This is a genomic window from Spectribacter acetivorans, assembly GCF_031846305.1.
GTDB classification, from domain to species: Bacteria; Pseudomonadota; Gammaproteobacteria; order Nevskiales; family Salinisphaeraceae; genus Spectribacter; species Spectribacter acetivorans.
In genome coordinates this window covers 192532-214304 of sequence record NZ_JAVRHY010000003.1, presented here as the reverse complement: position 1 = coordinate 214304, position 21773 = coordinate 192532, and the positions used below count along the sequence as shown (strand labels likewise).

Below are 21773 nucleotides of genomic sequence, written 5' to 3'. Positions count from 1 at the left end.
GGCCGCCGGGCGGCGGCTGCAAACCGCGCATTGTACGCATTTTGGCGTAAATGCCAACTGTCGTCGGCAATGCGTGTCCGGGCAAGGCGATTGGGCCCTGGTGCCCGGCGAAACCCGCCGGATGAATCCGGTCCCGCAACGGCGCCCGAGCCCGCCGACGCAGCGCCCGCCTGGGGGGCTGCTCAAAAAGCAGCCCGCTAGAGCGGGACAGGGATGTCCCGCCGGCGATCAAGCATGTAAGTGCTTGATCGATCGAAGCCGAGTCCGGACCTGGGCCGGACTCGGCGTGCTGGAAAAGGACAGGACAGTCCTTTTTCAGCAACGCCCTAAAACGGCGGCCGTCCGCCCGGACCGCCACCCATGCCGCCCATGCCACCACCCTGCATGCCGCGCATCATCTTCTGCATACCGCCCTTGGAAAACTTCTTCATCATCTTCTGCATCTGCATGTGCTGTTTGAGCAGGCGGTTCACGTCCTGCACCTGGGTGCCGGAACCGGCGGCGATGCGGCGCTTGCGCGAGGCGCGAACCACATCCGGGAAGCGCCGCTCCTGCGCGGTCATGGAGTCCATGATCGCCAGCATCCGCTTGACCTGGGTCTCGTCGGCCGCCCCGGCCATGCCCTTGGGCATACCGCCGCCGCCCGGCATCTTTTCCATCAGCGCGCTCAAGCCGCCCATCTGCTGCATCTGGCGCAACTGCTCGCCGAGGTCGTCCAGGTCGAACCCCTTGCCCTTCTTGAGCTTGCGGGCCAGCTTGTCGGCCTTGTCGCGGTCGACCTTCTGCTCCGCTTCCTCGACCAGGCTGAGCACGTCGCCCATGCCCAGAATGCGCGAGGCGATGCGGTCGGGGTGAAACGGTTCCAGCGCATCGAGTTTCTCGCCGGTGCCCAGGAACTTGATCGGCTTGCCGGTGACCTGCCGGGCGGACAGGGCCGCGCCGCCGCGGGCGTCGCCGTCGACCTTGGTGAGTATCACGCCGGTCAGCGGCAGTGCCTCGCCGAAGGCGGCAGCAGTACGGGCGGCATCCTGGCCGGTCATGGCATCGACCACGAACAGGGTCTCTACCGGGTCGATCGCGGCATGCAGCCGGCCGATCTCGTCCATCATCGCCTCGTCTATACCCAGCCGGCCGGCGGTATCCACGATCAGCACATCCTTGAAGCCCTTGCGGGCCGCATTCAGGGCGGCCCTGGCGATGGCGACCGGCTCGTCTTCCGCCCGGCTGGGAAAGAATTCGGCACCGACCTCGCCGCTGACCCGTTCCAGCTGATCAATGGCGGCGGGACGATAGACGTCGCAGGACACCGTCATCACCGATTTCTTCTCGCGCTCGCGCAGCGTGCGGGCGAGTTTGGCCACGGTGGTGGTCTTGCCCGAGCCCTGCAGACCGGCCATCAGGATCACCGCCGGCGGCTGGGACTTGAGCGCCAGCACCGATTGCTCGCTGCCCAGCACGGTCACCAGTTCGTCGTGGACCACCCGGACCATGGCCTGACCCGGGGTCAGGCTGCTGGACACCTCGGTGCCCACCGCCCGTTCGCGCACGCGTTCGATGAAATCCTTGACCACCGGCAGGGCAACGTCGGCCTCGAGCAGGGCCATGCGCACTTCCCGGAGGGTGGCCTTGATGTTGTCCTCGGTCAGCCGGCCGCGTCCGCGGATGGTCTGCAGGCTGCGATTGAGGCGTTCGGAAAGACTGTCGAACATGGCGTCTCGGCGGGGTTCGGAATCGGCGGCCATTGTACCGGCCCTGCTTTCCCGTGCGCAGGGGCTGTGCGACCATTCCACCATCGGTCGGGCGCCGCGGCGCCGGCCTCCATCGCGGCATCCACCGGGTAATCGTGACCACGTTGACGATAACGCTTCTCATTCTGGCCTGTGCCGGCTACGCCGCGGCGGGCCTGCTGTGCTGGCGGCACCTGCGCGGCGCGCCGGTTTGGCCGGTGCATGCCGCGGCGGGAATTGCCGTTGCGACCCATCTGGCCGTGCTGGTACTGACCATGCTCGAGGTCCGCAGTGTGGTGATCGGCGTGGGCGGGGCGCTGTCGCTGTTCGCCTGGCAGGCCGCGGTGCTGCTGTTTCTGGCGGCCTGGCGCCAGCCGGTGGCCTCGCTGGGGCTGGTGGTCTACCCGGTAGCGCTGCTCTGCGCGCTGGCCATGCCACTGCTGCCGGGCGGCGCCGAAGCGCCGACGCCGCTGGACTGGTCACTGCAACTGCATGTGCTGCTGTCGCTGGTGGCCTACGGTTTTCTCACTCTGGCCGCGGTGCAGGCCGCGCTGCTGTCATTCCAGGATCACCGCCTGCACAACCACCGCACGGCCGGCCTGAATACCGGCCTGCCGCCGCTGCAGACCATGGAACGGCTGATGTTCCGCCTGATCGGCATCGGCTTCGCGCTGCTCAGCTTGGCGATCGTTACCGGGGCGGTATTTTTGGACAATCCGCTGGCCCAGCATCTGGCCCACAAGACGGTGCTGTCGTTCATCGCCTGGGCGTTCTTCGGCATTCTGTTGTGGGGCCACTGGCGTCAGGGCTGGCGGGGCCGCACCGCAATCCGCTGGACCGCCGGCGGCTATGCCCTGCTGATTGCCGCCTATTTCGGCAGCAAGATGGTGCTGGAGCTGGTGCTGGGCCGGCACTGGTAGCGCGGCAGAGCCCGGCTGACGGGCTTCAGCCAACTTGACACCGGTCGTCGGCGCCACGTACACACCTTCATAGATACTCAGGAGACCGCCCGCTTTTGGACCAAATACCCCTGCCGATTCTTTTCGGCACCCTGGCATTGCTACTGGTCCTGTCGGCCTTCTTCTCCGGTTCCGAAACGGGTCTGATGACCCTGAACCGGTACCGGCTGCGGCATCTCGCCAAGACCGGTCACCGCGGTGCCCGCCGGGCCTCCTCGCTGCTGGAGCGTCCCGACCGTCTGATCGGCGTCATCCTGCTGGGCAACAACCTGGTCAACATCGCGGCCTCCGCGGTGGCCACGGTGATCGGTATCCGGCTGTACGGCGATATCGGCGTGCTCGGGGCCACCATGGCCCTGACGGTGCTGATCCTGATCTTCTCCGAGGTGACCCCCAAGACGCTGGCCGCCCTGCATCCGGAACGGATCGCCTTCCCCGCCTCGTTCGTCTACGGCCCGCTGCTGCGGCTGTTCTCGCCGGTGGTCGCGGTGATCAACCTGATCGCCAACGGCATTCTGCGGCTGTTCAAGGTGTCGCCGGAGGATGCCGCTGCGCACAGCCTGTCCACCGAGGAACTGCGCACGGTGGTGGCGGAAGCCGGCGCGATGATCCCGCGGCGACACCAGCAGATGCTGCTGTCGATCCTGGATCTGGAGAACTCCACGGTCGAGGACATCATGGTGCCGCGCAACGAGATCGTGGGTATCGACATGGCCCAGGACTGGGCGGCGATTCTGGCGCAACTGGTGCACAACCAGCATACCCGCCTGCCGCTCTACGACGGCTCGATCGACGATCTGCGGGGCATCGTCCACCTGCGCCGGGTGCTGGCGCTGCAGGCGGATAACAACCTCACCAAGGAGAACATGCTGGCGCTGGCCAAGGAGCCCTATTTCGTACCCGAGAACACACCGCTGACCCAGCAGCTGCTGAATTTCCAGACCCAGCGGCGGCGTATCGGCTTCGTGGTGGACGAATACGGCGATCTCCAGGGCCTTATCACGCTGGAAGACATCCTCGAGGAGATCGTCGGCGAGTTCACCACCGATCCGGCCACCCGCCTCAAGAACGTACGCCAGCAGCCGGACGGCAGTTTCCTGGTGGACGGCACCGCCAGCGTACGGTCGCTCAACCGGGCCATGGGCTGGACCCTGCCCACCGACGGACCCAAGACCATCAACGGGGTGGTGCTGGAGCATCTGGAGACCATCCCGCAAGCCGGGGTCAGCATGAAACTGGCCGGCTATGCGATCGAGATCACCGCCACCCAGGCCAACGTGGTCAAGACGGTTACGGTCCGGCCGCTGCCGGCCGCCGCGCGGCCGCGTCACTGATCCGAGCCGGGACGCCCTGGACGCGCCTTACGGCAACGCGTCCAGCGCCTCGGCCAGGCGACCGACGCCGGTCACCGTCAAACCGGCAATGCCGCGGCCACCCTTCGGCGCATTTCCCTGCGGCACGATCGCCTGGGTAAAGCCATGCTTGGCTGCCTCGCGCAGCCGCTCCTCGCCGCCCGGTACCGGGCGGATCTCCCCGGCCAGGCCGAGTTCGCCGAATACCACCAGATCGGTGGGCAGCGGCCGGTCGCGAAAGCTCGACAGCACCGCCAGCAGCACCGCCAGATCGATGCCGGTCTCGTTGACCCGCATGCCGCCGACCACGTTCACGAACACATCCTGATCGCCCAGCGTAATGCCGCCGTGGCGGTGCAGCACCGCCAGCAGCATCGCCAGCCGGTTGGCGTCGGGCCCCAGCGTGAGCCGGCGCGGATTGTGCAGATGCGAGGCATCGACCAGCGCCTGCACCTCCACCAGCAGCGGCCGGTTGCCCTCGCGGGTGACGGTCACCACGCTGCCGGGCACCGGCTTTTCGTGACGGGACAGGAAGATGGCGGACGGGTTGGCCACTTCGCGCAGCCCGCGGTCGGTCATGGCGAACACGCCCAGTTCGTTGACCGCGCCGAAACGGTTCTTCACCGCACGGATCACCCGGTAGCGGCTGGTCTGCTCGTCCTGGAAATAGAGCACCGTGTCCACCATGTGCTCCAGCACCCGAGGGCCGGCGATCACGCCTTCCTTGGTGACATGCCCGACCAGGACCAGGGCGGTGCTGCTTGCCTTGGCGTGACGCACGAGCATCGCCGCCGACTCGCGCAACTGGGAGACCGAACCCGGCGCCGAGGTCAGTTGTTCCGAAAACACCGTCTGCACCGAGTCGACCACGATCAGACCGGGCGAGTGACTGGCCGCCAGCGCCAATACCCGTTCGACACAGGTTTCGGCGAGCACCGCCAGATCGCCCGCCGCCAGCCCCAGACGCTGGGCGCGCATGTGGACCTGCTCCAGGGATTCCTCGCCGCTGACGTACAGCCCCGGCAGGCGCGGCAGCAGGGCCGCCAGCATCTGAAGTAGAAGCGTCGATTTGCCGATGCCGGGGTCGCCGCCGATCAGGATCACCGACCCCGGCACCAGACCCCCGCCCAGCACCCGGTCGAGTTCGGACATGCCGGTAGTGGTGCGCGGCGTATCTTCCAGCGACACATCGTCGAGACGGCGCACGCGGGCATCGCCAACCGGCGACGTCGAACCACGCCCGGTCGCCCTGGCCGGTGCCGCGCTTTCGCGCAGCGTGTTCCATTCGCCGCAATCCGGGCACTGCCCCGCCCACTTGGGCTGCTGGGCGCCGCAGGCATCACAGGTGAATTGCGTCCGGGCCCGGCTCATGCGCCCATGGTAACGCCATCCGGCAGGCGCGGCCCTGCGTATGCAACACTGCCGGCCAATCGACCATCACGGATGAGTGATGATCCGACGATCTGCACAACCGCGTCGCGCGCTGGCCGCCCTCCTGCTGACCGGCCTGCTCGGCGCCTGTGGCAACGCCCCCGAGGATCCGAGCCTGCGCGGCCAGGTCCTGACGCTGGGCGCGGGCAGCGCCGATGCCCGCGCGGCGGCACTGGCCTGGATCGACGCCCACTGGCGCCCGGATTACGCGGCGCCGATGATCGACGCCCTGCCGTTTGCCGGTGACGCCCGCACCCGCGGCGCCATGATGGACCTGTTGCGCCGCCGCAGCGACGCGCAGCCCGGGGATACCCCGGCTGACTGGCAGCAATGGCGGCAGCAGGCCGAGCTGCCGCTGCACCCGGATTACGCCCGCATCAGGGCCAGCCTGCTGGGGCTGGTGGACCGCCAGCTCTATCAGGACCTGCGCGAGGTCGAGCCAAGGGTATTCCAGCATCTGCAGTGGACCGGGCTGCGGCGCACCGACCGCCCCGAACCCGCGGCGCAGGCCGACATGGCCGATGCCGGCGACGTGACGCTGCAGGACGACGAACTGGTGATCGGACTGGTCATGGACGGCCGGGCCCGCGCCTATCCCCGCCGCCTGCTGGCCGATCACATCGCGCTGCGTGACCGCACCACGGCGGGCGACGCGCTGGTCGTTCACGATGCCCTGAGCGGCACCACCGCCGCCTACCGACTGCGCGGCGACCAATTGGCCGATCTGCGCGACAGCGTATTCCTGTTCAAGGGCGACACCGTGCTGCACGACGCCGGTAGCGCCTCCTTCTGGCGCGCGCTCGAAGGCGAACGCCTCGGGTCCGATGCCGGCGACGATACTGGACAGCTGACCACCATGGCCCAGGTCACGACCACCTGGCGGGCCTGGCGCCAGCTTCATCCCGACAGCCTGGTACTGGCCGGCGATCCGGACCGGACCACGTTCCGCCGCGACAAGGCGGCATTCCGGCAGTATCGCGCCGACCGGCGCCTGGCCCGGCCGACGGCGCCCGGGCCACTGGCCGCCGAGCAGACCGTGCTCGGGATGTCGGAGGACGGCGACGCGCTGGCGATGGCCGCCGATGCGATGGTGGGCGAGGCGGTTCAGCAGGTCCAGCTGGCCGGGCGAACGATGTCGATCCTGCATACCGACCGCGCACTGCGGGTGTACGACACCGGCGATATCCGCCTGAGCGGGCGCGGTTCGCCGGGTACCTGGCGGGATGGGCGGGATCGCCGCTGGCGGCAGACCGAATCCGCGCTGATCGGCCCCGGCGGCCGGCAGTTGCCACGGGTGCCGACCCGGGAAACGAGCTGGCGTGTCTGGCAGGGCGCCCATCCCCACAGCCGGGTGGCGCCGTGAGCACGCCGATCCGGTTCGCCGGGCTGATCATGCTTGGCCTGATCGCGGGCTGCGGCGATGCGTCAGCCCCATTGCCCGCTTATGACAGCCGCACCGCTTTCATACTGGCGGGCCTGGAAGTGCCGCCCGAGCATCGCGATTTCCTGTTCTTCGATCTCGATCCCGCCGAAGGCGAGGCCGCCGCCGAAAATCTGGCGAACGGCCTGCGCGAGGCCGCGTCCGGGGACGAGTATCTGGTGGTCCTGGGACCCGATGCGGCCTTCAACCGGACCACGCTGAACGCCGCGCTTGCCCGGCAATCGGGACGCAGCCTCGCCGGCATGACCCTGGTGTACCTGGGTCCGGCGGCGCATCGCGACAGTGTTGGCAACCATCTGGCCGGTCGCGAGTTGTCGCTTCGGTACGTGGTCTATCCCTGATCGACCCGGAAATTCACCCGGGCAGTGAGTCGGCAGAAAAGTTCGTAGGCGATGGTGCCGGCGGCCCGGGCCACCGTATCGGCGGGCACGTCGGTGCCCCATAACTCGACCCGGTCACCTACCCGCGCATCGGGTGCACGGCGCAGGTCGACGGTGAGCATGTCCATGGACACCCGCCCGACCAGCGGCGTGGGCGCCCCATCCAGGCTGGCCGGCGTGCCGCTGGGGGCGTGGCGGGGATACCCGTCGCCGTAGCCGATTGCCACCACCCCGACCGGCATGGTTTCCGGCGCCCGCCAGGTGGCGCCATAGCCCACCGGCTCGCCCGCCGCAATCTCGGTACAGCTGATCAGCGGCGCGGTCAGGGTCATCGCCGGCTTCAGTCCCAGATCGGCCGCGGAACGGTCAAGCAATGGCGAGCCACCGTAGAGCATGATCCCCGGTCGCACGAGGTCGGCATGGGTCCGGGGCCAGGCGCAGATGCCGGCGGAGTTTGCGATCGAGCGGTGTCCGGGCAACGACGCCAGGGCGGAGTCGAAAAACGTCACTTGCTGGGTCGTCATGGGGTCGTCCGGATCGTCCGCGCAGCCCAGATGGGTCATCCAGCCGGCCAGCGTCAGACCGGGCGTGGCCGCTACTCGCTGGTGCAGGCCGGCGGCCTGCTCCGGCGCGAAGCCCAGGCGATGCATGCCGGTATCCAGCTTGATCCACACCCGCCGTGGATACTCGGCGGCGATGGCGGCCAGCCGGTCGAACTGGGCGGTGCTGAAGATCAGCGGCTCCGCCTCGGGGTCGGCCGTCAGCGCCGACAGGTCGCCGTCGAGCACATCGGACAGCAGCACCGTCGGCTGGGTCAGCCCGGCGGTGCGCAACGCCTGCAGTTCCGCGAGGCTGGCCACGGCCAGGCCGTCGGCGTCAGCCAGCGCCCCGGCAAGGCGGGCCACGCCGTGGCCATAGGCATCGGCCTTGACCGCCGCATAGACCCGGCGACCCGGCGCCAGACGTCGCACCACCGTCAGGTTGTGCCGCAGCGCGGCCGGATGAATCTCGGCGCGGGCCCGCTCGCTCAAGCCGGGCACCCCATCAGCCGAAATCGTCTTCGTAGTGATCCTGCAGGTTCTCGAACCGGGTGAAGTGGCCCAGGAAGGCCGCGCGGCAGGTCCCCAACGGACCGTTGCGCTGCTTGGCCAGGAGAATCTCGGCCACGCCCTTGTCGTCACTGTCCTCGTTGTAGACCTCGTCGCGGTAGATGAACACGATCAGATCGGCATCCTGCTCGATGCCGCCGGATTCGCGCAGGTCGGACATGCGGGGCCGCTTGTTGTCACGCTGTTCAACGCTGCGGTTGAGCTGGGACAGGGCAATCACCGGAACATCCAGTTCCTTGGCCAGGGCCTTGAGATTACGGGAGATTTCCGAAATCTCGTTGGTGCGATTCTCCTTCGTGCCCGGCACCTGCATGAGCTGCATGTAGTCGACCATGATCAGCCCGATGTCGTGCTCGCGCTTGAGCCGGCGCGCCCGGGCCCGCAGTTCCGAGGGCGACAGCGCCGGGGTGTCGTCGATGAACAGGTTGGCATTCTCGTTCATGATGCCGATGGCCGAGGTGATGCGCGGCCAGTCCTCATCCTCGAGGTGACCACTGCGCAGGCGGCTCTGGTCCACGCGACCCCAGGACGAGATCATCCGCATGACCAGTTGCTCGGCCGACATTTCCATGGAGAACACGGCCGCCGGCTGGCGCAGCTTGAGCGTGACGTGCTCCACCATGTTCATCGCCAGCGAGGTCTTGCCCATGGAGGGCCGCGCCGCGAGGATGATCAGGTCGGAGTTCTGCAGACCATTGGTGAGCTGATCGAACTGGTTGAGTCCCGTGGCCAGGCCGGTAAACGCCCCCTGGTTCTCGTGCAGGTATTCGATGCGCTCCACCACCTGTGGCAGCACCTGCTTGAGCGACAGCGCCCCCTTGCCGTTCTGCCGACTCTGGTCGGCGATGGCGAAGATGCGCTTCTCCGCCTCGTCCAGCAGGTCGGGCACGCTGCGCCCCTCGGCGGCGAAGCCCAGTTCGGCGATTTCGCTGCCGGCAGCAATCAGCTGGCGCGTTACCGAGCGCTCGCGCACGATGTCGGCGTAGGCGGTGATGTTGGCCGCACTCGGGGTATCGGCAGCCAGATTGCCGACGTAACCGGTGCCGCCGGCCCGGTCGACCAGATCGTGGGAGCGCAGCCACTCGGCGATGGTGACCACGTCGCGCGGCTTGCCGGCGTCGGCCAGCGACTCGATGCCACGGAACAACAGCCGGTGGTCCTCGCGGTAAAAGTCCGATTCGGATATCCGCCCCGCGATGCGGTCCCAGGCATCGTTATCCAGCAGCAGCCCGCCGATCACGGCCTGTTCGGCTTCCAGCGAATGCGGCGGCAGCTTGAGCTCGGCGGACATGGCGGCGATACGGCGAGTGGTCGGCGGGACCCGAGGCGGGCAGTTTAACGCAGTGGCAGAAACAACAACGCCGCCGGAGTCGGCGGCGTTGTCAGTTGCCGGATTGCGACACGGGATCAGGCGGTATCGGTACTCGCCTTGTCCTCATCCTCGCCTTCGCCGGCGGCCACGTCATCCGCGGCACCTTCGGCTTCCTCGGCGTACTCGTCGTCGTCCTCATCCTCGTCGGAGGGCAGCTGCGCCGCGGCCGACGTGGTCTCGTCCTCGGCCACCGGCATGTTGGGCATGTTCACGCCCATGTCGGTGAGCTGCGCCACCACCAGTTCGACCTGCACCTCGACTTCCGCGTGCAACTGCAGCGTGGCTTCGAAGTAGCCGGTCTGGCGGATCGCGCCCTCGGCCAGAATCACTTCGCTGGCATCGAGTTCGGCGCCGGTCTCGGCGGTGACGACATCCACGATTTCCTGCGGGCCGACGGAGCCGTAGAGCTTGCCCTCGTCACTGGCCCGCATGGGCACGGTGAAGGACTTGCCGCGGAACGACTCGGCACGGCCCTGGGCGCGGGCCATGCGGTCCTCGGAGGCCTTGAGCAGCTCGTCCTTGCGGGATTCGAAGGTCTTGCGGTTGGCGACCGTGGCCATCAGGGCCACGCCCCGGGGAATGAGGAAGTTGCGTCCGTAACCGGCCCGCACCTTCACTTCGTCGCCGATGTCCCCCAGGTTGCGAACCTTCTGCAACAGAATGACTTGCATCGTGTTCTCCTGGGTTAGCCGGAATGCCGGTCGGTGTAGGGCAACAGGGCCAGATACCGGGCCTGCTTGATGGACGTGGACAGCTGGCGCTGGTAGCGCGCCGCGGTGCCGGTAATGCGGCTGGGCACGACCTTGCCGGTTTCGGTGATGTACTGCTTGAGCGTGTCGAGATCCTTGTAATCGATCTCTTCGACGCCTTCGGCGGTGAAGCGGCAGAAGCGCTTGCGACGGAAGAATCGGGACATGATTGATATTCCTCAGGTAGCGATCAGGCGGCCGACTTGTCGTCGTCGCTCTTCTTGGCCAGGGGGGACGGCGCGGTATCGGCCTTGGGCCGACGCATGCACAGGTAGCGCAGCACGGCGTCGTTGAAACGGAAGATGCCTTCCAGTTCCTCGCGCACCTCGCCGCCGCACTCCACGTTCATGAGCACGTAGTGGGCCTTGTGGATCTTGTTGATCGGATAGGCGAGCTGCCGGCGACCCCAGTCTTCCAGGCGATGCACGGTGCCGCCGGAGTCCTCAATCATGCCGCGATACTTGTCGATCATCGCGGGCACCTGCTCGCTCTGGTCCGGATGGACCAGAAACACGATTTCATAATGTCTCATTGTCACTCCTCGTGGGACATGCCCCCGGATGGTCCGGTTTGACCACCGTGGAGCAAGGAGAGCAGACAGCCGAGCCGGCGTCTGCGCGGCGCGGAGTCTACCAGCTTCCGGCTTGCGGTTGCCAGTACCGGCGACGCCACTCAGACCGTGCCGGACGCACCGCGCTGGCGCAGGGCCTCGAACAGGCAGATGCCGGCGGCCACGGACACATTCAGGCTGGCCACGCCGCCGGCCATGGGAATGGCCGCCAGGTGATCGCAGGTGCGGGCGGTCAGACGACGCAGCCCCCCGCCCTCGCCGCCAAGCACCAGGGCCAGCGGCCCGGTGAGCGGGGTTTCGTGAATGCTGCGCGGGGCCTCGGCGGCGGTACCCACCACCCACACGCCGGCGGCCTGCAGGTTGCGCAGCGTGCGCGCCAGATTGGTCACCTGGACCAGCGGCACACAGTCGGCGCCGCCGGCCGCGGTCTTGCGGACCACGGTACTCAATCCGGCCGCCCGGTCACGCGGCGTGATCACCGCGTCGGCGCCGGCCGCGGCGGCGCTGCGCAGGCAGGCCCCCAGGTTGTGGGGGTCCTGTACGCCATCGAGCACCAGCAGCAACGGCGATGCCACGACGGACAGGATGTCATCCAGACCGGCCTCGCCCAGTGCCGCCAGCGGCGCGCACAGCGCCACGCAGCCTTGGTGATTGATGCCCGGCAGCCGCGCATCCAGCTCGGCGCGGGTCATCTGCCGGCAAGCCACGCCGAGGTCCGCCGCCAGTTCGCCGGCCTCCCGCGCCCGGGCATCGTCCCGGTCCTGCAGCAGCCACAGCTCGAACACTCGCCGGCCGCTGCGCATGGCGGCAATGACCGCATGCCAGCCACCCACCGGCACGGCCTGGTCACGGTCCGTCATCAGTGCTGATCCGTGTCATGCCGGAAGACCAAAAAAACGGGAGGGTGCCGAACACCCTCCCGCTGACTGCCGGGGATCATCGCTGGTATCAGGAACCCAGGTAGGGCGGCGCGCTGAACGCGGCCTTTTCCTGGCCCTCGACGATCGGCTTGATCACGATGTCCACGCGACGGTTGCGCGAACGACCGGCTTCGGTGTCGTTGGTGGCGATGGGTTCGCTCTCGCCGCGGCCCCAGGTCGCCATGCGCGAGGAGTTCACGCCCTTGCTCGAGAGATAGGAGGCCACCGCGCTGGCACGACGCTCGGAAAGCTTCTGGTTGTAGCTGTCCGAACCCGAGCTGTCGGTGTGGCCAACCAGATGCACGGCGGTCTTCTCGTAGTCCTTGAAGACATTGGCGATCTTGTCGAAGGTGCTCTGGGCCTCGAAGTTGAGCTCGGCACTGTCGACTTCGAACGACGCATCGGAAGCCACGCCCACGCGCAGGGTGTCACCGCCCATACGGGTGATGTAGAGCTCCTCGCGCGCCTGCTCGGCCGCCAGACGCTCCTGCAGTTCGGCGTGCTGGTTGTCCATGTACCGACCCACCGCGCCGCCGGCCAGCGCACCCAGTACCGCACCCGCGGCAATGTTGGAGTTGCTCTCGTCACCGACTTCGCTGCCGATCAGGCCGCCGAGCACGGCGCCCACGCCGGCGCCGGCCTTGGTGCGGCGGTTGGGATCCCCGGCACAGCCGGCCGCGAACACGGATGCCGCCAGCAGCGCGATAAGACTGAATCGAATCATGAACAGTTACCTCCTTTTGGTCCGGCGCCGGCCCTTGCGAGCCTTGGGCTCGGCAGCGGCTGATGCCGGTTCGAAATCGATCTTGCGTTCGTCCAGGTCCACCCGGACGACCTTGACGCGCACCCTATCAGCGAGTCGATGAACGGTACCTGAACGTTCACCGCGCAGACAGTGCGCCGTCGCGTCGTAGTGATAATAGTCGTTGCTGAGACTGGAGACATGGATCAGCCCGCTGGCGTAGATGTGGTCGAGCTCCACGAACAGCCCGAACGCGGTGACGCCGGTGATCATGCCGTTCCATTCGTCCCCCACATGATCCCGCAGATACTCGCACTTCAGCCAGTCATCCACGTCGCGGGTGGCATCGTCGGCGCGCTGTTCGGCCGCCGAGCAGCCCGCGCCCAGGGTCACCATGTCCCCGTGCGTGTAATCGAAGGTGGCAGGCTTGCCGCCGGCCTCCACGTGCTTGATGGCACGGTGCACCAGCAGATCCGGATACCGGCGGATGGGCGAGGTGAAGTGGGCATACTCCGCCAGCGCCAGGCCGAAATGGCCATTATTGTCCGGACTGTAGACCGCCCGGGTGAGCGAGCGCAGCAGCACCGTCTGGATCAACCGGGCGTCGTCGCGCTCCGCCGCCTGTTTCAGCAGACGCGCGAAGTGCTCCGCCTCGGGCTGGTCGCCCCCACCCAGACCCAGGCCGCGCTCCGCCAGGAATTCCCGCAGATCGGTGAGCCGGTCGGTATCGGGTCCCGAATGCACGCGGTAGAGCAGCGGCATGCGGTGCTTGCCCAGGAACCGGGCGGCCGCCACATTGGCGGCGATCATGCATTCCTCGATCAACCGATGGGCGTCGGTACGCGACACCGGTTCGATGCGATCGATCTTGCGATCCTTGTTGAAGATGATCTGCGTTTCGGTGGTCTCGAAATCGATCGCCCCGCGCTGCTGGCGCGCCTGCAACAGGGCCTCGTACACGTCGTACAGGGCCTGCAGTTCGGGCAGCAGGTCGCCATCGGGATCATCATCCGCCGATGCCGGGTCGGCCAGCAGGTCGGCCACCCGCTCGTAGGTAAACCGCGCATGCGAACGCATCACCGCGGAATAGAACTTCGGCCGGCTCACTTCGCCCTTGCGCGACACCCGCATTTCGCAGACCAGGCACAGCCGGTCGACGTCGGGGTTGAGCGAACACAGGCCGTTGGACAGGGCCTCGGGCAGCATCGGCACCACGTGGCCGGGGAAATACACCGAAGTACCGCGGTTGACCGCTTCCGTATCCAGGCCGGAGCCCGGCTTCACGTAGGCGGATACATCGGCGATTGCCACCGTCAGCTGCCAGCCGCTGCGCGTGGGGCGGCAGTGGACGGCGTCATCGAAATCCTTGGCGTCGGCGCCGTCGATGGTCACCAGCGGCAGATCACGCAGGTCCTCGCGCCCCTTGTAGTGCTGCTTGGGCACCACGTCCCCTATCGACTCGGCCTCGTCGACCACCCCCTCGGGCCACTCGAACGGAATCCCGTGCGAGCGCACCGCGATGTCGATTTCCATGCCGGGATCGAGATGCTCGCCCAGCACCTCGACCACCCGGCCGATTGCCTGCCCCCGCTTGCCCGGCGGCTCCACCAGCTCGGCGCTGACGATCTGGCCGGCTCTGGCGCCGCCGCGGGCATCCTCCGGAATCAAGATATCGTGCTGAATACGGGCGTTGTCGGGCACCACATGGCCCACGCCGTGTTCCAGATTGAAGCGGCCGACCACGCGGGTGTTGGCCCGCTCGAGCACATCGACCACGCGGCCTTCCGGCTTGCCGCGGCGATCGCGCCCGACGATGCGCGCGGTGGCGCGATCCCCGTGCATCAGCAACCGCATCTGCCGGGGGTTCAGGAACACGTCCTCCCCGCCCTCGTCCGGGATCAGGAAGCCGAAGCCGTCCCGGTGGCCCTGGACGCGGCCGCGCACGAGATCCATGCGCCGGATCGAGCCCAGTGCGCCCTTGCGGTTCTCCACCAGCTGGCCGTCGCGCAGCATCGCGCGCAGACGATGCTCGAAGGCCTCGCGCTGCGCCTCGTCACGCAACTCGTAGTGCTTTTCCAGTTCGACCCGGGTCATCGGCTGCCCGAGGGCGTCGAGATCATCCAGGACGAGTTCGCGGCTGGGTACCGGCTGGCGGTAACTGGACTGCTCGCGCGAGAACGCGGGATCGCGATCGCGCCAGTCCGACCCTGATTTTTGCTTTTGACTCAATCGTCGCTCCGACGTTGTGAAGTTGGCGTCACGGCGTTGACAAAACCGTAACGCGTCTATAGATTGCACGCGCCTTGCCGAGGTGGCGGAATTGGTAGACGCGCTAGCTTCAGGTGCTAGTGAGCGAAAGCTCGTGGAGGTTCAAGTCCTCTCCTCGGCACCATCTCGATATCCGAGATGGTTCTGACCGTTTGCTTCCAGCAGAGCCTCCACGTCGTGGCGGTTGCTCGCCCCGTCCCTGGGGCTCGGCCTTCGGCCCCGCCTGCGGCGGTCCGATTTCGTTCCGGACGAAATCGTCAAGTCCTCTTCCCGGCACCATCAAGAGATCACGTTCGCGCTGAGCGCGAATGTTCTCCCTCCTCTCTCCCCTTATGGGAGAGACCGAGAGAGGGCCGGGCCCGATCCGACGCCGGCCAGACACCGGTCCTTCCGTGTCGAACACCCCAGACCCGAACCTCGGTCGCCGCATCCCGCGAACGATACACCCTCACCCGAATGGGTGCCGCAGCATGATCGTGTGCTCGCGATCCGCGCCGGTGGAGATGATGTCGACCGGGGTTTCGGTGATCTCTTCCAGCCGCTGCAGATAGTTGCGGGCGGCGTCCGGCAGTTCCTCAAGCTTGCGCACCCCGGCGGTGGATTCCGACCAGCCCGGCATTTCCTCGTAAATCGGCTCGCATTCGGCCAGCGCCTCGGCGCCGACCGGCGGCATGGCCAGATCCCGCCCCTGGCTGCGATAGCCTACGCAGATGCGCACCGAGTCCAGGCCGTCCAGGACATCCAGTTTGGTAATACACAGCCCGGAAAGGCTGTTGTTGAATACCGACCGGCGCAGGCTGACCGCGTCGAACCAGCCGCAGCGCCGCGCCCGCCCGGTGGTGGCACCGAACTCGGCGCCCCGGGAGGCCAGATGCTGGCCGTGCTCGTCATCCAGTTCGGTGGGGAACGGGCCCGATCCCACGCGGGTGGTATAGGCCTTGACCACGCCGAGCACGTAATCGAAATAGCCGGGGCCCACCCCGGTACCGGTGGCGGCGCCGCCGGCGGTGGTGTTCGACGAGGTCACGTAGGGATAGGTGCCGTGGTCAATGTCCAGCAGTGCGCCCTGGGCCCCCTCGAACAGCACCGACTGGCCGTCGCGGCGCGCCTGGCGCAGGTGTTCGGTCACGTCGGTGACCATCGGTGCGATGGTTTCGGCCTGGGCCAGGCAGGTATCCAGGGTCTCCTGGAAGTCCACCGTTTCGGTGTTGAAGTACCGCTTGAGCACGAAGTTGTGGTAGTCGAGCACCTCGCCGAGCTTGGCGGCGAACAGTTCCCGGGCGAACAGGTCACCCACCCGCACCGCGCGGCGGGCGGCCTTGTCCTCGTAGGCCGGGCCGATACCCCGTCCGGTGGTGCCGATGCGGGCATTGCCGCGGGCCAGTTCCCGCGCCTGATCCAGCGCCACATGGCAGGGCAGGATCAGCGGGCAGGCAGGGCTGATATGCAGCCGCTGCTCGACCGGAACCCCGCGCGCCTGCAGCGCCGCCATCTCTTCCAGCAGGGCGCTCATCGACAGGACCACGCCATTGCCGATCAGACAGGCCACGCCATCATGCAGGATGCCCGAGGGGATCAGGTGCAACACCGTCTTCTCGCCGCCGATCACCAGCGTGTGGCCGGCGTTGTGCCCGCCCTGGAACCGCACGACGGAATGACAGTGGTCGGTCAGCAGATCGACGATCTTGCCCTTGCCCTCGTCGCCCCACTGGCTGCCGATCACGACAACGCTACGCCCCATCGGTTGTGCTCCCGTTTGCCTCATTGATTTTCCGTTCGCGGCCGGCAGACCCAGTCGCCGTCGCTTTCCACCAGGTCGTGGGTGGCGCGCTCGTCCGCATGGCCGGCCGGTTCGCCCGGCAGTGCCACGATCACCCGCCAGCCCTCGCCACGCAGGCGGCGGATCGCGGCCAGCAGGTCCGGATCGTCCCCGGCCGGCGCGGCCACCGCCTGCGCCGCAACCGCCGGCGGCGCCCCCAGTGCGGCCAGCACGTTCAGGTCCGCCGAGAAGCCGGTGGCCGGCCGTGCCCGGCCGAAGGCCGCGCCGACGTCGTCGTAGCGCCCGCCGCGGGCCAGTTCGCGGCCCAGCCCGGGAGCAAAGGCGGCGAATACCACCCCGGTCTTGTAGCGATAGCCGCGCAACTCGGCCAGATCCAGGTGCAGCGGTACCGATGGATAGTGGCGCTGCAGCCGGGTCACCAGCATGTCCAGGGTTTCCAGCGCCGCGGCGATGCGCGTGTCCAGTCGGCCCAGCGACTGCGCCTGGGCCAGCACTTCGGTGCCGCCGTTGAGCCCAATCAGCTGCCGGAAGCCGTCCGCGGCCTCGGCGGCCAGCTCGCCGGCGTCGACCAGGCGCTGCAGGTCCGGCACCGACTTGCGCTGCATGATGTCGAACAGGCGGGCCTCGATGTCGTCGCTTACCCCCGCCCGTTCCACCAGACAGCGGTAGATGGCGACGTGACCGAGGTCCAGGAACGCCCCGTCGATGCCCATCTCGTGCAGGGTTTCCAGCATCAGCGACAGCACTTCCAGGTCGCTTTCGATGCCGGCGTGGCCGAACAGCTCGACCCCGATCTGCAGCGGCGAACGCGACCCGCCCGGCTCTTCCGGCCGCGTGCGCAGCACGCTGCCGATGTAGCAGTAGCGCGCGGGGCCCTCGGTCACCATGCGATGGGCGTCGATGCGCGCTGCCTGGGTGGTCATGTCCGAGCGTACGCCCAGCATGCGCCCGGACAGCTGATCCGTGAGCTTGAAAGTTTGCAGTTCCAGATTCCGACCCGCCCCGGTCAGCAGCGAGGCCAGATACTCGATCATCGGCGGCCGGACCAGTTCGAACCCCCAGCGCCAGTACAGCGCCAGCAGCCGCGCGCGCGCCGCTTCCAGACGCCAGGATTCCGGCGGCAGGACTTCCTGCACCCCGTCGGGCAGCAACCAGCGGTTGGCGTGCATCAATTGACCCAATTCAGCAGAAACAGACCGATCGCGATCATCACGCCCCCGAACACCCGCAGGGTCCGGGCGTCAATGGTCACGATCTGCAGCAGCCATTCACGCCAGCACTCCGGCGCCAGAAATGGCATCAAACCCTCGATGACCATCACCAGCGCCAGCGCGCCGAGCAGATCCGACCACACGGGCGGACCCCGGGACTACTGCGAAACGTCCGGATTGAAGTAGCGGAACAGTTCGCCCTGCGGCTCCAGCACCAGAACGTCCTTGCCGCCGACCGAGTTGCGATACATCTCCAGACTGCGCATGAAGGCGTAGAAATCACCGTCGCGGCCGTAGGCATCGGCGTAGATTTCCGCCGCCCTGGCATCGCCTTCACCACGGATTTCCTGCGACTCACGGTAGGCCTCGGCCAGGATGATGGTGCGTTCGCGCTCGGCGTCGGCCCGTATCTCCTGCGCGGCGGCGTCACCCTGGGCGCGCAGGGTCTTGATCACTTCCTGGCGCTCGGAACGCATCCGGTCATAGACCGACTCGCTGACCTCGTCGGGCAGGTCCAGGCGCATGATGCGGACGTCGAGAATCTCGATGCCCAGATCGACGGCATCCTGGTCGGACTGCACCTGCACCGCCGCCACGATCTCGTTGCGGTCGTCGTCGATCGCCTGGCGAATGGTGCGCTTGGAGAACTCGGCCAGCAGGTCGTTCTCGACGATTTCCGTGAGCAGACTGCGGGCACGGGCCTCGCTGCCCTGGTTGGACAGGTAGAAGTCCACGGTGTCGGCGATGCGCCACTTGACGAAGAAGTCCACCGAGAGGTTCTTGTTCTCGGACGTCAGAACCCGCTCGATTTCCTCGGTCAGATTCAGGATGCGGTCGTCGAACCGCACCACGCTCTGAATGAAGGGCATCTTGAAGTGCAGACCCGCGGGATAGTTCTGCCCCACGATTTCACCCAGCTGCACCACCACCACGCGCTCGCGCTCGTCGACGGTGAACACGCTGTCCAGCGCCACGTAGGCGCCCAGGATCAGCACGAACAGCGCAATCATCAACTTGCCATTCATGGCCTATCGCTCCCGGCTGCGCAATGGATCACCGACGGTGCTGCCACTGCTGCTGTTGTTGCTGCTGCTGGTGTCGATCATCGGCGGTGGATTATCACTGCTGATTTCACTGCTCTTGCCCTTGTTCGGCTTGCCCTTGAGCATTTCCTGCAACGGCATGTAGAGCAGCGGCGACGACTGGTCGCCCCCGGTGATGATCAGGTTGGAACCGGACAGCACGTCACCCATGCTTTCCAGGTACAGACGCTGGCGGGTGATTGCCGGGGCCCGCGTGTACTCGTCGAGCAACGCGGTGAACCGCACCGTCTCACCCTGGGCCCGGGCGACCTTCTGTTCGCGGTAACCCTGGGCCTCGAGCAGGACGCTGGCGGCCTCACCCTCGGCCCGGGCGACGATGTCGCGGGCATAGGCGCGGGCCAGGTTCTTCTTGCGTTCTTCCTCCTCGCGGGCCTTGATCGCCTCCTCGAAGGCACCCTGCACCGGCTCCGGCGGCTGGGAATACTGCACGTTGACCGCCAGCACCCGCATGCCGGACTCGTACTCGTCGAGCATCGACTGCAGGATGCTCTCGATGTTCTGCGGCAACATCGCCCGCGAGCGGTTGGTGATTTCCGGATAGCTGTCCTGCTGATCCTGGATGCGATCCACCAGCTCCTGCTCGATGTCGCTGAGCGCGTCAACGCTTTCCGGCTCGACCTTGCGTTCCTTGAGGTCGACGTTGTCCAGCGCCTGCTGTTCCAGTTCGGAAACCTTCACGCCTTCCTGGATGACCTGATTCATGCGGCTGGTGCCCACGATTTCGCGGACCGCGCTCTTGAGCGCCTGTTCCACGGTCTCGTCCGGCGCCCGCACGTTGAACAGGAAGTTGCCCGGATCGAACACGCGGTACTGCACCGCCACCCGCACGTCGACGATGTTCTCGTCCTTGGTGAGCATGACGGCGCTGTTCTGGACCGAGCGCACCTGTTCCACGTCCACCCGGATCACGGTGGCGATGGGATACGGCATGTGCCAGTGCCAGCCCGGGCCGGTGGTGGTCTGCAGATCACCGAAGCGCAGCACCACGCCCTGCTCGCCCGGCTGCACGATGTACAGCCCGGTCGCCAGCCAGATGGCCGCGATGACCGGGATGGCGATCAGCAGCAGCTTGGGATCGGGCGCGCCGACACCGGGGCCGCCGCCGCTGCTCCCGCGGCCACCGCCGCCGAAACGCTGCTTGAGCCGGCGCCAGATCTCGTCCAGATCGGGCGGACCACCACCCCCGCCACCGCTGCCATTGCCGCGGTTGCCGTTATTGCCGCCCCAGGGGTCTTGCCCCTTGCCAGGCTCGTTCCAGGCCATTGTCGCCTTCATGAATAGAATAGACCCGCGGATTCTAGTGGATGAGGCCGCCGGGTTCCATGCGGAATCCCGACGCCGAGGTTATTCGGCTTGCGCCAGTGCCCGTGGCGGCGTCTGCCAGAGGCCTGCCGCGTCCATGCCTTCCTGTCGGCAGAGACGGTCCAGGTCACTACGCGTCACCGTCACGGTCAGGACGCACTGGCCGGCGTTGTCATACTGCTCGCCCTGGACCGCACCCAGATCGAACAGCCGTGCGCGCAGCCGACCGGCCGCCGGGGGAACGCTGAGCACGCCCGCCAGCACATCGGGCCGGCAGACTTCGGTAAGCACCTCACGCAGCAGTTCCAGACCGCGCCCGTCCATGGCCGACAGCCACACCCGGATGACCCGGCCTTCGCCATCGCGCTCCAGCCGGGGCGATTCGCCGGGCACCGCGTCGATCTTGTTGAACACTTCGATCTGGCGCACGCGATCGGCCCCGATGTCGGCAAGCACCGCGTTGACCTCCGCGGCATGGTCGCGCCGCTCGGGATCGGCCGCATCGATCACGTGCAGCAGCAGTTCCGCCTCCAGCGTTTCTTCCAGCGTGGCGTTGAACGCCGCCACCAGTTCCGGCGGCAGATCGCGGATGAAGCCTACCGTATCGGCCAGGATAAGCGGATCGCCCACCGGCATCGGCAGTTGCCGCAGGGTGGGGTCAAGCGTGGCGAACAGCTGGTCGGCCGCGTAGATATCGCTGCCGGTCAGGCGGTTGAACAGGGTCGACTTGCCGGCATTGGTATAACCCACCAGGGAAATGGTCGGGGTTTCCGCCCGGCGCCGGGCGGCCCGGCCCTGTTCCCGGCGGGCGCGCACCTTCTCCAGCCGACCGCGCAGTCGCGTGATGCGATCACCGATGAGGCGCCGGTCGGTCTCCAGCTGGGTTTCGCCCGGCCCGCGCAGTCCGATGCCGCCCTTCTGCCGTTCCAGATGCGACCAGCCCCGGACCAGCCGGGTGGACAGATGACGCAGCTGCGCCAGCTCCACCTGGAGCTTGCCTTCATGGGAGCGCGCCCGGGCGGCGAAGATATCCAGAATCAGACCCGCCCGGCCCAGCACCCGGCATTTCAGCCGGGCCTCGAGGTTGCGTTCCTGGCTGGGCGACAGGTCGTGATTGAACACCACCACTTCGGCGCCCAGCTCGGCCGCCAGTTCGGCAAGTTCGTCGGCCTTGCCGCCCCCGACGAAGAATCGCGGGTCCGGTGACCGCCGGCTGCCGCCCACCACGTCGAGCACCTCGGCGCCGGCCGAGCGCACCAGTTCCACGAACTCCACCCGGGCGTGTTCGTATTCCTCGAGGGGAAACTGCAAGTGGACGAGCAGCGCTCGCTGCCCGCTACGGGGGCGCTCAAACAA

General features: G+C 67.4%; 20 protein-coding genes and 1 tRNA gene. 5 read left to right on the top strand and 16 right to left on the bottom strand.

All coding sequences use genetic code 11. The features are described from left to right. Window positions 1–326: 326 nt before the first annotated feature. The gene (gene ffh / locus RM531_RS04810) at window positions 327–1709 is read right to left on the bottom strand and encodes a signal recognition particle protein (protein ID WP_311657684.1); all 1383 of its coding nucleotides are present in this window, start codon (window positions 1707–1709) and stop codon (window positions 327–329) included. 134 nt (window positions 1710–1843) lie between these two features. On the opposite strand from ffh, the gene RM531_RS04805 reads away from it, so the two are divergent. After that, a complete protein-coding gene (locus RM531_RS04805; protein WP_432280499.1) occupies window positions 1844–2647 on the top strand; it encodes a cytochrome C assembly family protein in 804 nt (267 codons plus the stop codon). Window positions 2648–2742: 95 nt separating this feature from the next. After that, entirely contained in the window at window positions 2743–4020 is a 1278-nt protein-coding gene (locus RM531_RS04800) for an HlyC/CorC family transporter (RefSeq protein ID WP_311651792.1), read from the top strand. A gap of 27 nt (window positions 4021–4047) precedes the next feature. On the opposite strand, the gene radA is transcribed toward RM531_RS04800, so the two are convergent. After that, window positions 4048–5409, bottom strand: coding sequence for a DNA repair protein RadA (radA, locus tag RM531_RS04795; RefSeq protein WP_311657681.1), 1362 nt, complete (start codon window positions 5407–5409; stop codon window positions 4048–4050). 79 nt (window positions 5410–5488) lie between these two features. Between radA and RM531_RS04790 the strand changes: the two genes are divergently transcribed. Together RM531_RS04790 and RM531_RS04785 are read left to right on the top strand one after the other, a co-directional pair. Continuing rightward, the gene (locus RM531_RS04790) at window positions 5489–6832 is read left to right on the top strand and encodes a DUF3179 domain-containing (seleno)protein (protein ID WP_311657680.1); all 1344 of its coding nucleotides are present in this window, start codon (window positions 5489–5491) and stop codon (window positions 6830–6832) included. Further along, a complete protein-coding gene (locus tag RM531_RS04785; RefSeq protein WP_311657679.1) occupies window positions 6829–7251 on the top strand; it encodes a hypothetical protein in 423 nt (140 codons plus the stop codon). Before RM531_RS04790 ends, RM531_RS04785 begins: the two co-directional genes overlap by 4 nt. Here the strand turns inward: RM531_RS04785 and alr are convergent. The 8 genes from alr to rnr all read right to left on the bottom strand — a co-directional run bounded on the left by alr (window position 7242) and on the right by rnr (window position 14982). Then, window positions 7242–8330 carry an alanine racemase gene (gene alr, locus RM531_RS04780; RefSeq protein ID WP_432280498.1) on the bottom strand — a complete coding sequence of 363 codons (1089 nt, stop codon included), beginning with the start codon at window positions 8328–8330 and terminating at the stop codon, window positions 7242–7244. The two genes, RM531_RS04785 and alr, sit on opposite strands and share 10 nt — an antisense overlap. Before the next feature lie 4 nt (window positions 8331–8334). After that, complete coding sequence (gene dnaB / locus RM531_RS04775) at window positions 8335–9690, bottom strand: replicative DNA helicase (protein ID WP_311657677.1); 1356 nt, start codon at window positions 9688–9690, stop codon at window positions 8335–8337. Window positions 9691–9806: 116 nt separating this feature from the next. Then, on the bottom strand, window positions 9807–10442 hold the full coding sequence (rplI, locus tag RM531_RS04770; RefSeq protein ID WP_311657676.1) for a 50S ribosomal protein L9: 636 nt from the start codon (window positions 10440–10442) through the stop codon (window positions 9807–9809). Between the two features lie 14 nt (window positions 10443–10456). Continuing rightward, window positions 10457–10687, bottom strand: coding sequence for a 30S ribosomal protein S18 (gene rpsR, locus RM531_RS04765; RefSeq protein ID WP_311651799.1), 231 nt, complete (start codon window positions 10685–10687; stop codon window positions 10457–10459). A 23-nt stretch (window positions 10688–10710) separates the two neighbouring features. After that, window positions 10711–11052, bottom strand: coding sequence for a 30S ribosomal protein S6 (gene rpsF / locus RM531_RS04760; RefSeq protein WP_311657675.1), 342 nt, complete (start codon window positions 11050–11052; stop codon window positions 10711–10713). A 140-nt stretch (window positions 11053–11192) separates the two neighbouring features. Then, complete coding sequence (rlmB, locus tag RM531_RS04755; RefSeq protein ID WP_311657673.1) at window positions 11193–11951, bottom strand: 23S rRNA (guanosine(2251)-2'-O)-methyltransferase RlmB; 759 nt, start codon at window positions 11949–11951, stop codon at window positions 11193–11195. An 88-nt stretch (window positions 11952–12039) separates the two neighbouring features. Then, complete coding sequence (locus RM531_RS04750) at window positions 12040–12735, bottom strand: YiaD family glycine zipper/OmpA-like lipoprotein (RefSeq protein ID WP_311657672.1); 696 nt, start codon at window positions 12733–12735, stop codon at window positions 12040–12042. 6 nt (window positions 12736–12741) lie between these two features. Further along, window positions 12742–14982, bottom strand: coding sequence for a ribonuclease R (rnr, locus tag RM531_RS04745; RefSeq protein WP_311657671.1), 2241 nt, complete (start codon window positions 14980–14982; stop codon window positions 12742–12744). A gap of 76 nt (window positions 14983–15058) precedes the next feature. Here rnr and RM531_RS04740 point away from each other — a divergent pair. Further along, window positions 15059–15145 (top strand) — tRNA-Leu (locus tag RM531_RS04740). A gap of 324 nt (window positions 15146–15469) precedes the next feature. Here the strand turns inward: RM531_RS04740 and RM531_RS04735 are convergent. The 6 genes from RM531_RS04735 to hflX all read right to left on the bottom strand — a co-directional run bounded on the left by RM531_RS04735 (window position 15470) and on the right by hflX (window position 21773). Next, complete coding sequence (locus RM531_RS04735) at window positions 15470–16762, bottom strand: adenylosuccinate synthase (protein ID WP_311657670.1); 1293 nt, start codon at window positions 16760–16762, stop codon at window positions 15470–15472. Between the two features lie 20 nt (window positions 16763–16782). Further along, on the bottom strand, window positions 16783–17970 hold the full coding sequence (locus RM531_RS04730) for an ATP phosphoribosyltransferase regulatory subunit (protein ID WP_311657668.1): 1188 nt from the start codon (window positions 17968–17970) through the stop codon (window positions 16783–16785). After that, window positions 17970–18155 (bottom strand): DUF2065 domain-containing protein, encoded by a 186-nt coding sequence (locus RM531_RS04725; RefSeq protein ID WP_311657666.1) that lies wholly within the window; start codon window positions 18153–18155, stop codon window positions 17970–17972. Before RM531_RS04725 ends, RM531_RS04730 begins: the two co-directional genes overlap by 1 nt. 15 nt (window positions 18156–18170) lie before the next feature. Beyond that, window positions 18171–19037 carry a protease modulator HflC gene (hflC, locus tag RM531_RS04720; RefSeq protein WP_311657664.1) on the bottom strand — a complete coding sequence of 289 codons (867 nt, stop codon included), beginning with the start codon at window positions 19035–19037 and terminating at the stop codon, window positions 18171–18173. A gap of 3 nt (window positions 19038–19040) precedes the next feature. Continuing rightward, complete coding sequence (hflK, locus tag RM531_RS04715) at window positions 19041–20390, bottom strand: protease modulator HflK (RefSeq protein ID WP_311657662.1); 1350 nt, start codon at window positions 20388–20390, stop codon at window positions 19041–19043. 69 nt (window positions 20391–20459) lie between these two features. Further along, complete coding sequence (gene hflX, locus RM531_RS04710) at window positions 20460–21773, bottom strand: ribosome rescue GTPase HflX (RefSeq protein ID WP_311657661.1); 1314 nt, start codon at window positions 21771–21773, stop codon at window positions 20460–20462.

Bases quoted from the DNA above. Each gene is read 5' to 3' on its own strand.
- rpsR (WP_311651799.1), bottom strand. From the start codon at position 10,687: ATGTCCCGATTCTTCCGTCGCAAGCGCTTCTGCCGCTTCACCGCCGAA.
- RM531_RS04790 (WP_311657680.1), top strand. From the start codon at position 5,489: ATGATCCGACGATCTGCACAACCGCGTCGCGCGCTGGCCGCCCTCCTG.
- rlmB (WP_311657673.1), bottom strand. From the start codon at position 11,951: ATGACGGACCGTGACCAGGCCGTGCCGGTGGGTGGCTGGCATGCGGTC.
- RM531_RS04750 (WP_311657672.1), bottom strand. From the start codon at position 12,735: ATGATTCGATTCAGTCTTATCGCGCTGCTGGCGGCATCCGTGTTCGCG.
- hflC (WP_311657664.1), bottom strand. From the start codon at position 19,037: ATGAATGGCAAGTTGATGATTGCGCTGTTCGTGCTGATCCTGGGCGCC.
- radA (WP_311657681.1), bottom strand. From the start codon at position 5,409: ATGAGCCGGGCCCGGACGCAATTCACCTGTGATGCCTGCGGCGCCCAG.
- ffh (WP_311657684.1), bottom strand. From the start codon at position 1,709: ATGTTCGACAGTCTTTCCGAACGCCTCAATCGCAGCCTGCAGACCATC.
- rplI (WP_311657676.1), bottom strand. From the start codon at position 10,442: ATGCAAGTCATTCTGTTGCAGAAGGTTCGCAACCTGGGGGACATCGGC.
- dnaB (WP_311657677.1), bottom strand. From the start codon at position 9,690: ATGTCCGCCGAGCTCAAGCTGCCGCCGCATTCGCTGGAAGCCGAACAG.
- hflK (WP_311657662.1), bottom strand. From the start codon at position 20,390: ATGAAGGCGACAATGGCCTGGAACGAGCCTGGCAAGGGGCAAGACCCC.
- RM531_RS04730 (WP_311657668.1), bottom strand. From the start codon at position 17,970: ATGCACGCCAACCGCTGGTTGCTGCCCGACGGGGTGCAGGAAGTCCTG.
- RM531_RS04735 (WP_311657670.1), bottom strand. From the start codon at position 16,762: ATGGGGCGTAGCGTTGTCGTGATCGGCAGCCAGTGGGGCGACGAGGGC.
- rpsF (WP_311657675.1), bottom strand. From the start codon at position 11,052: ATGAGACATTATGAAATCGTGTTTCTGGTCCATCCGGACCAGAGCGAG.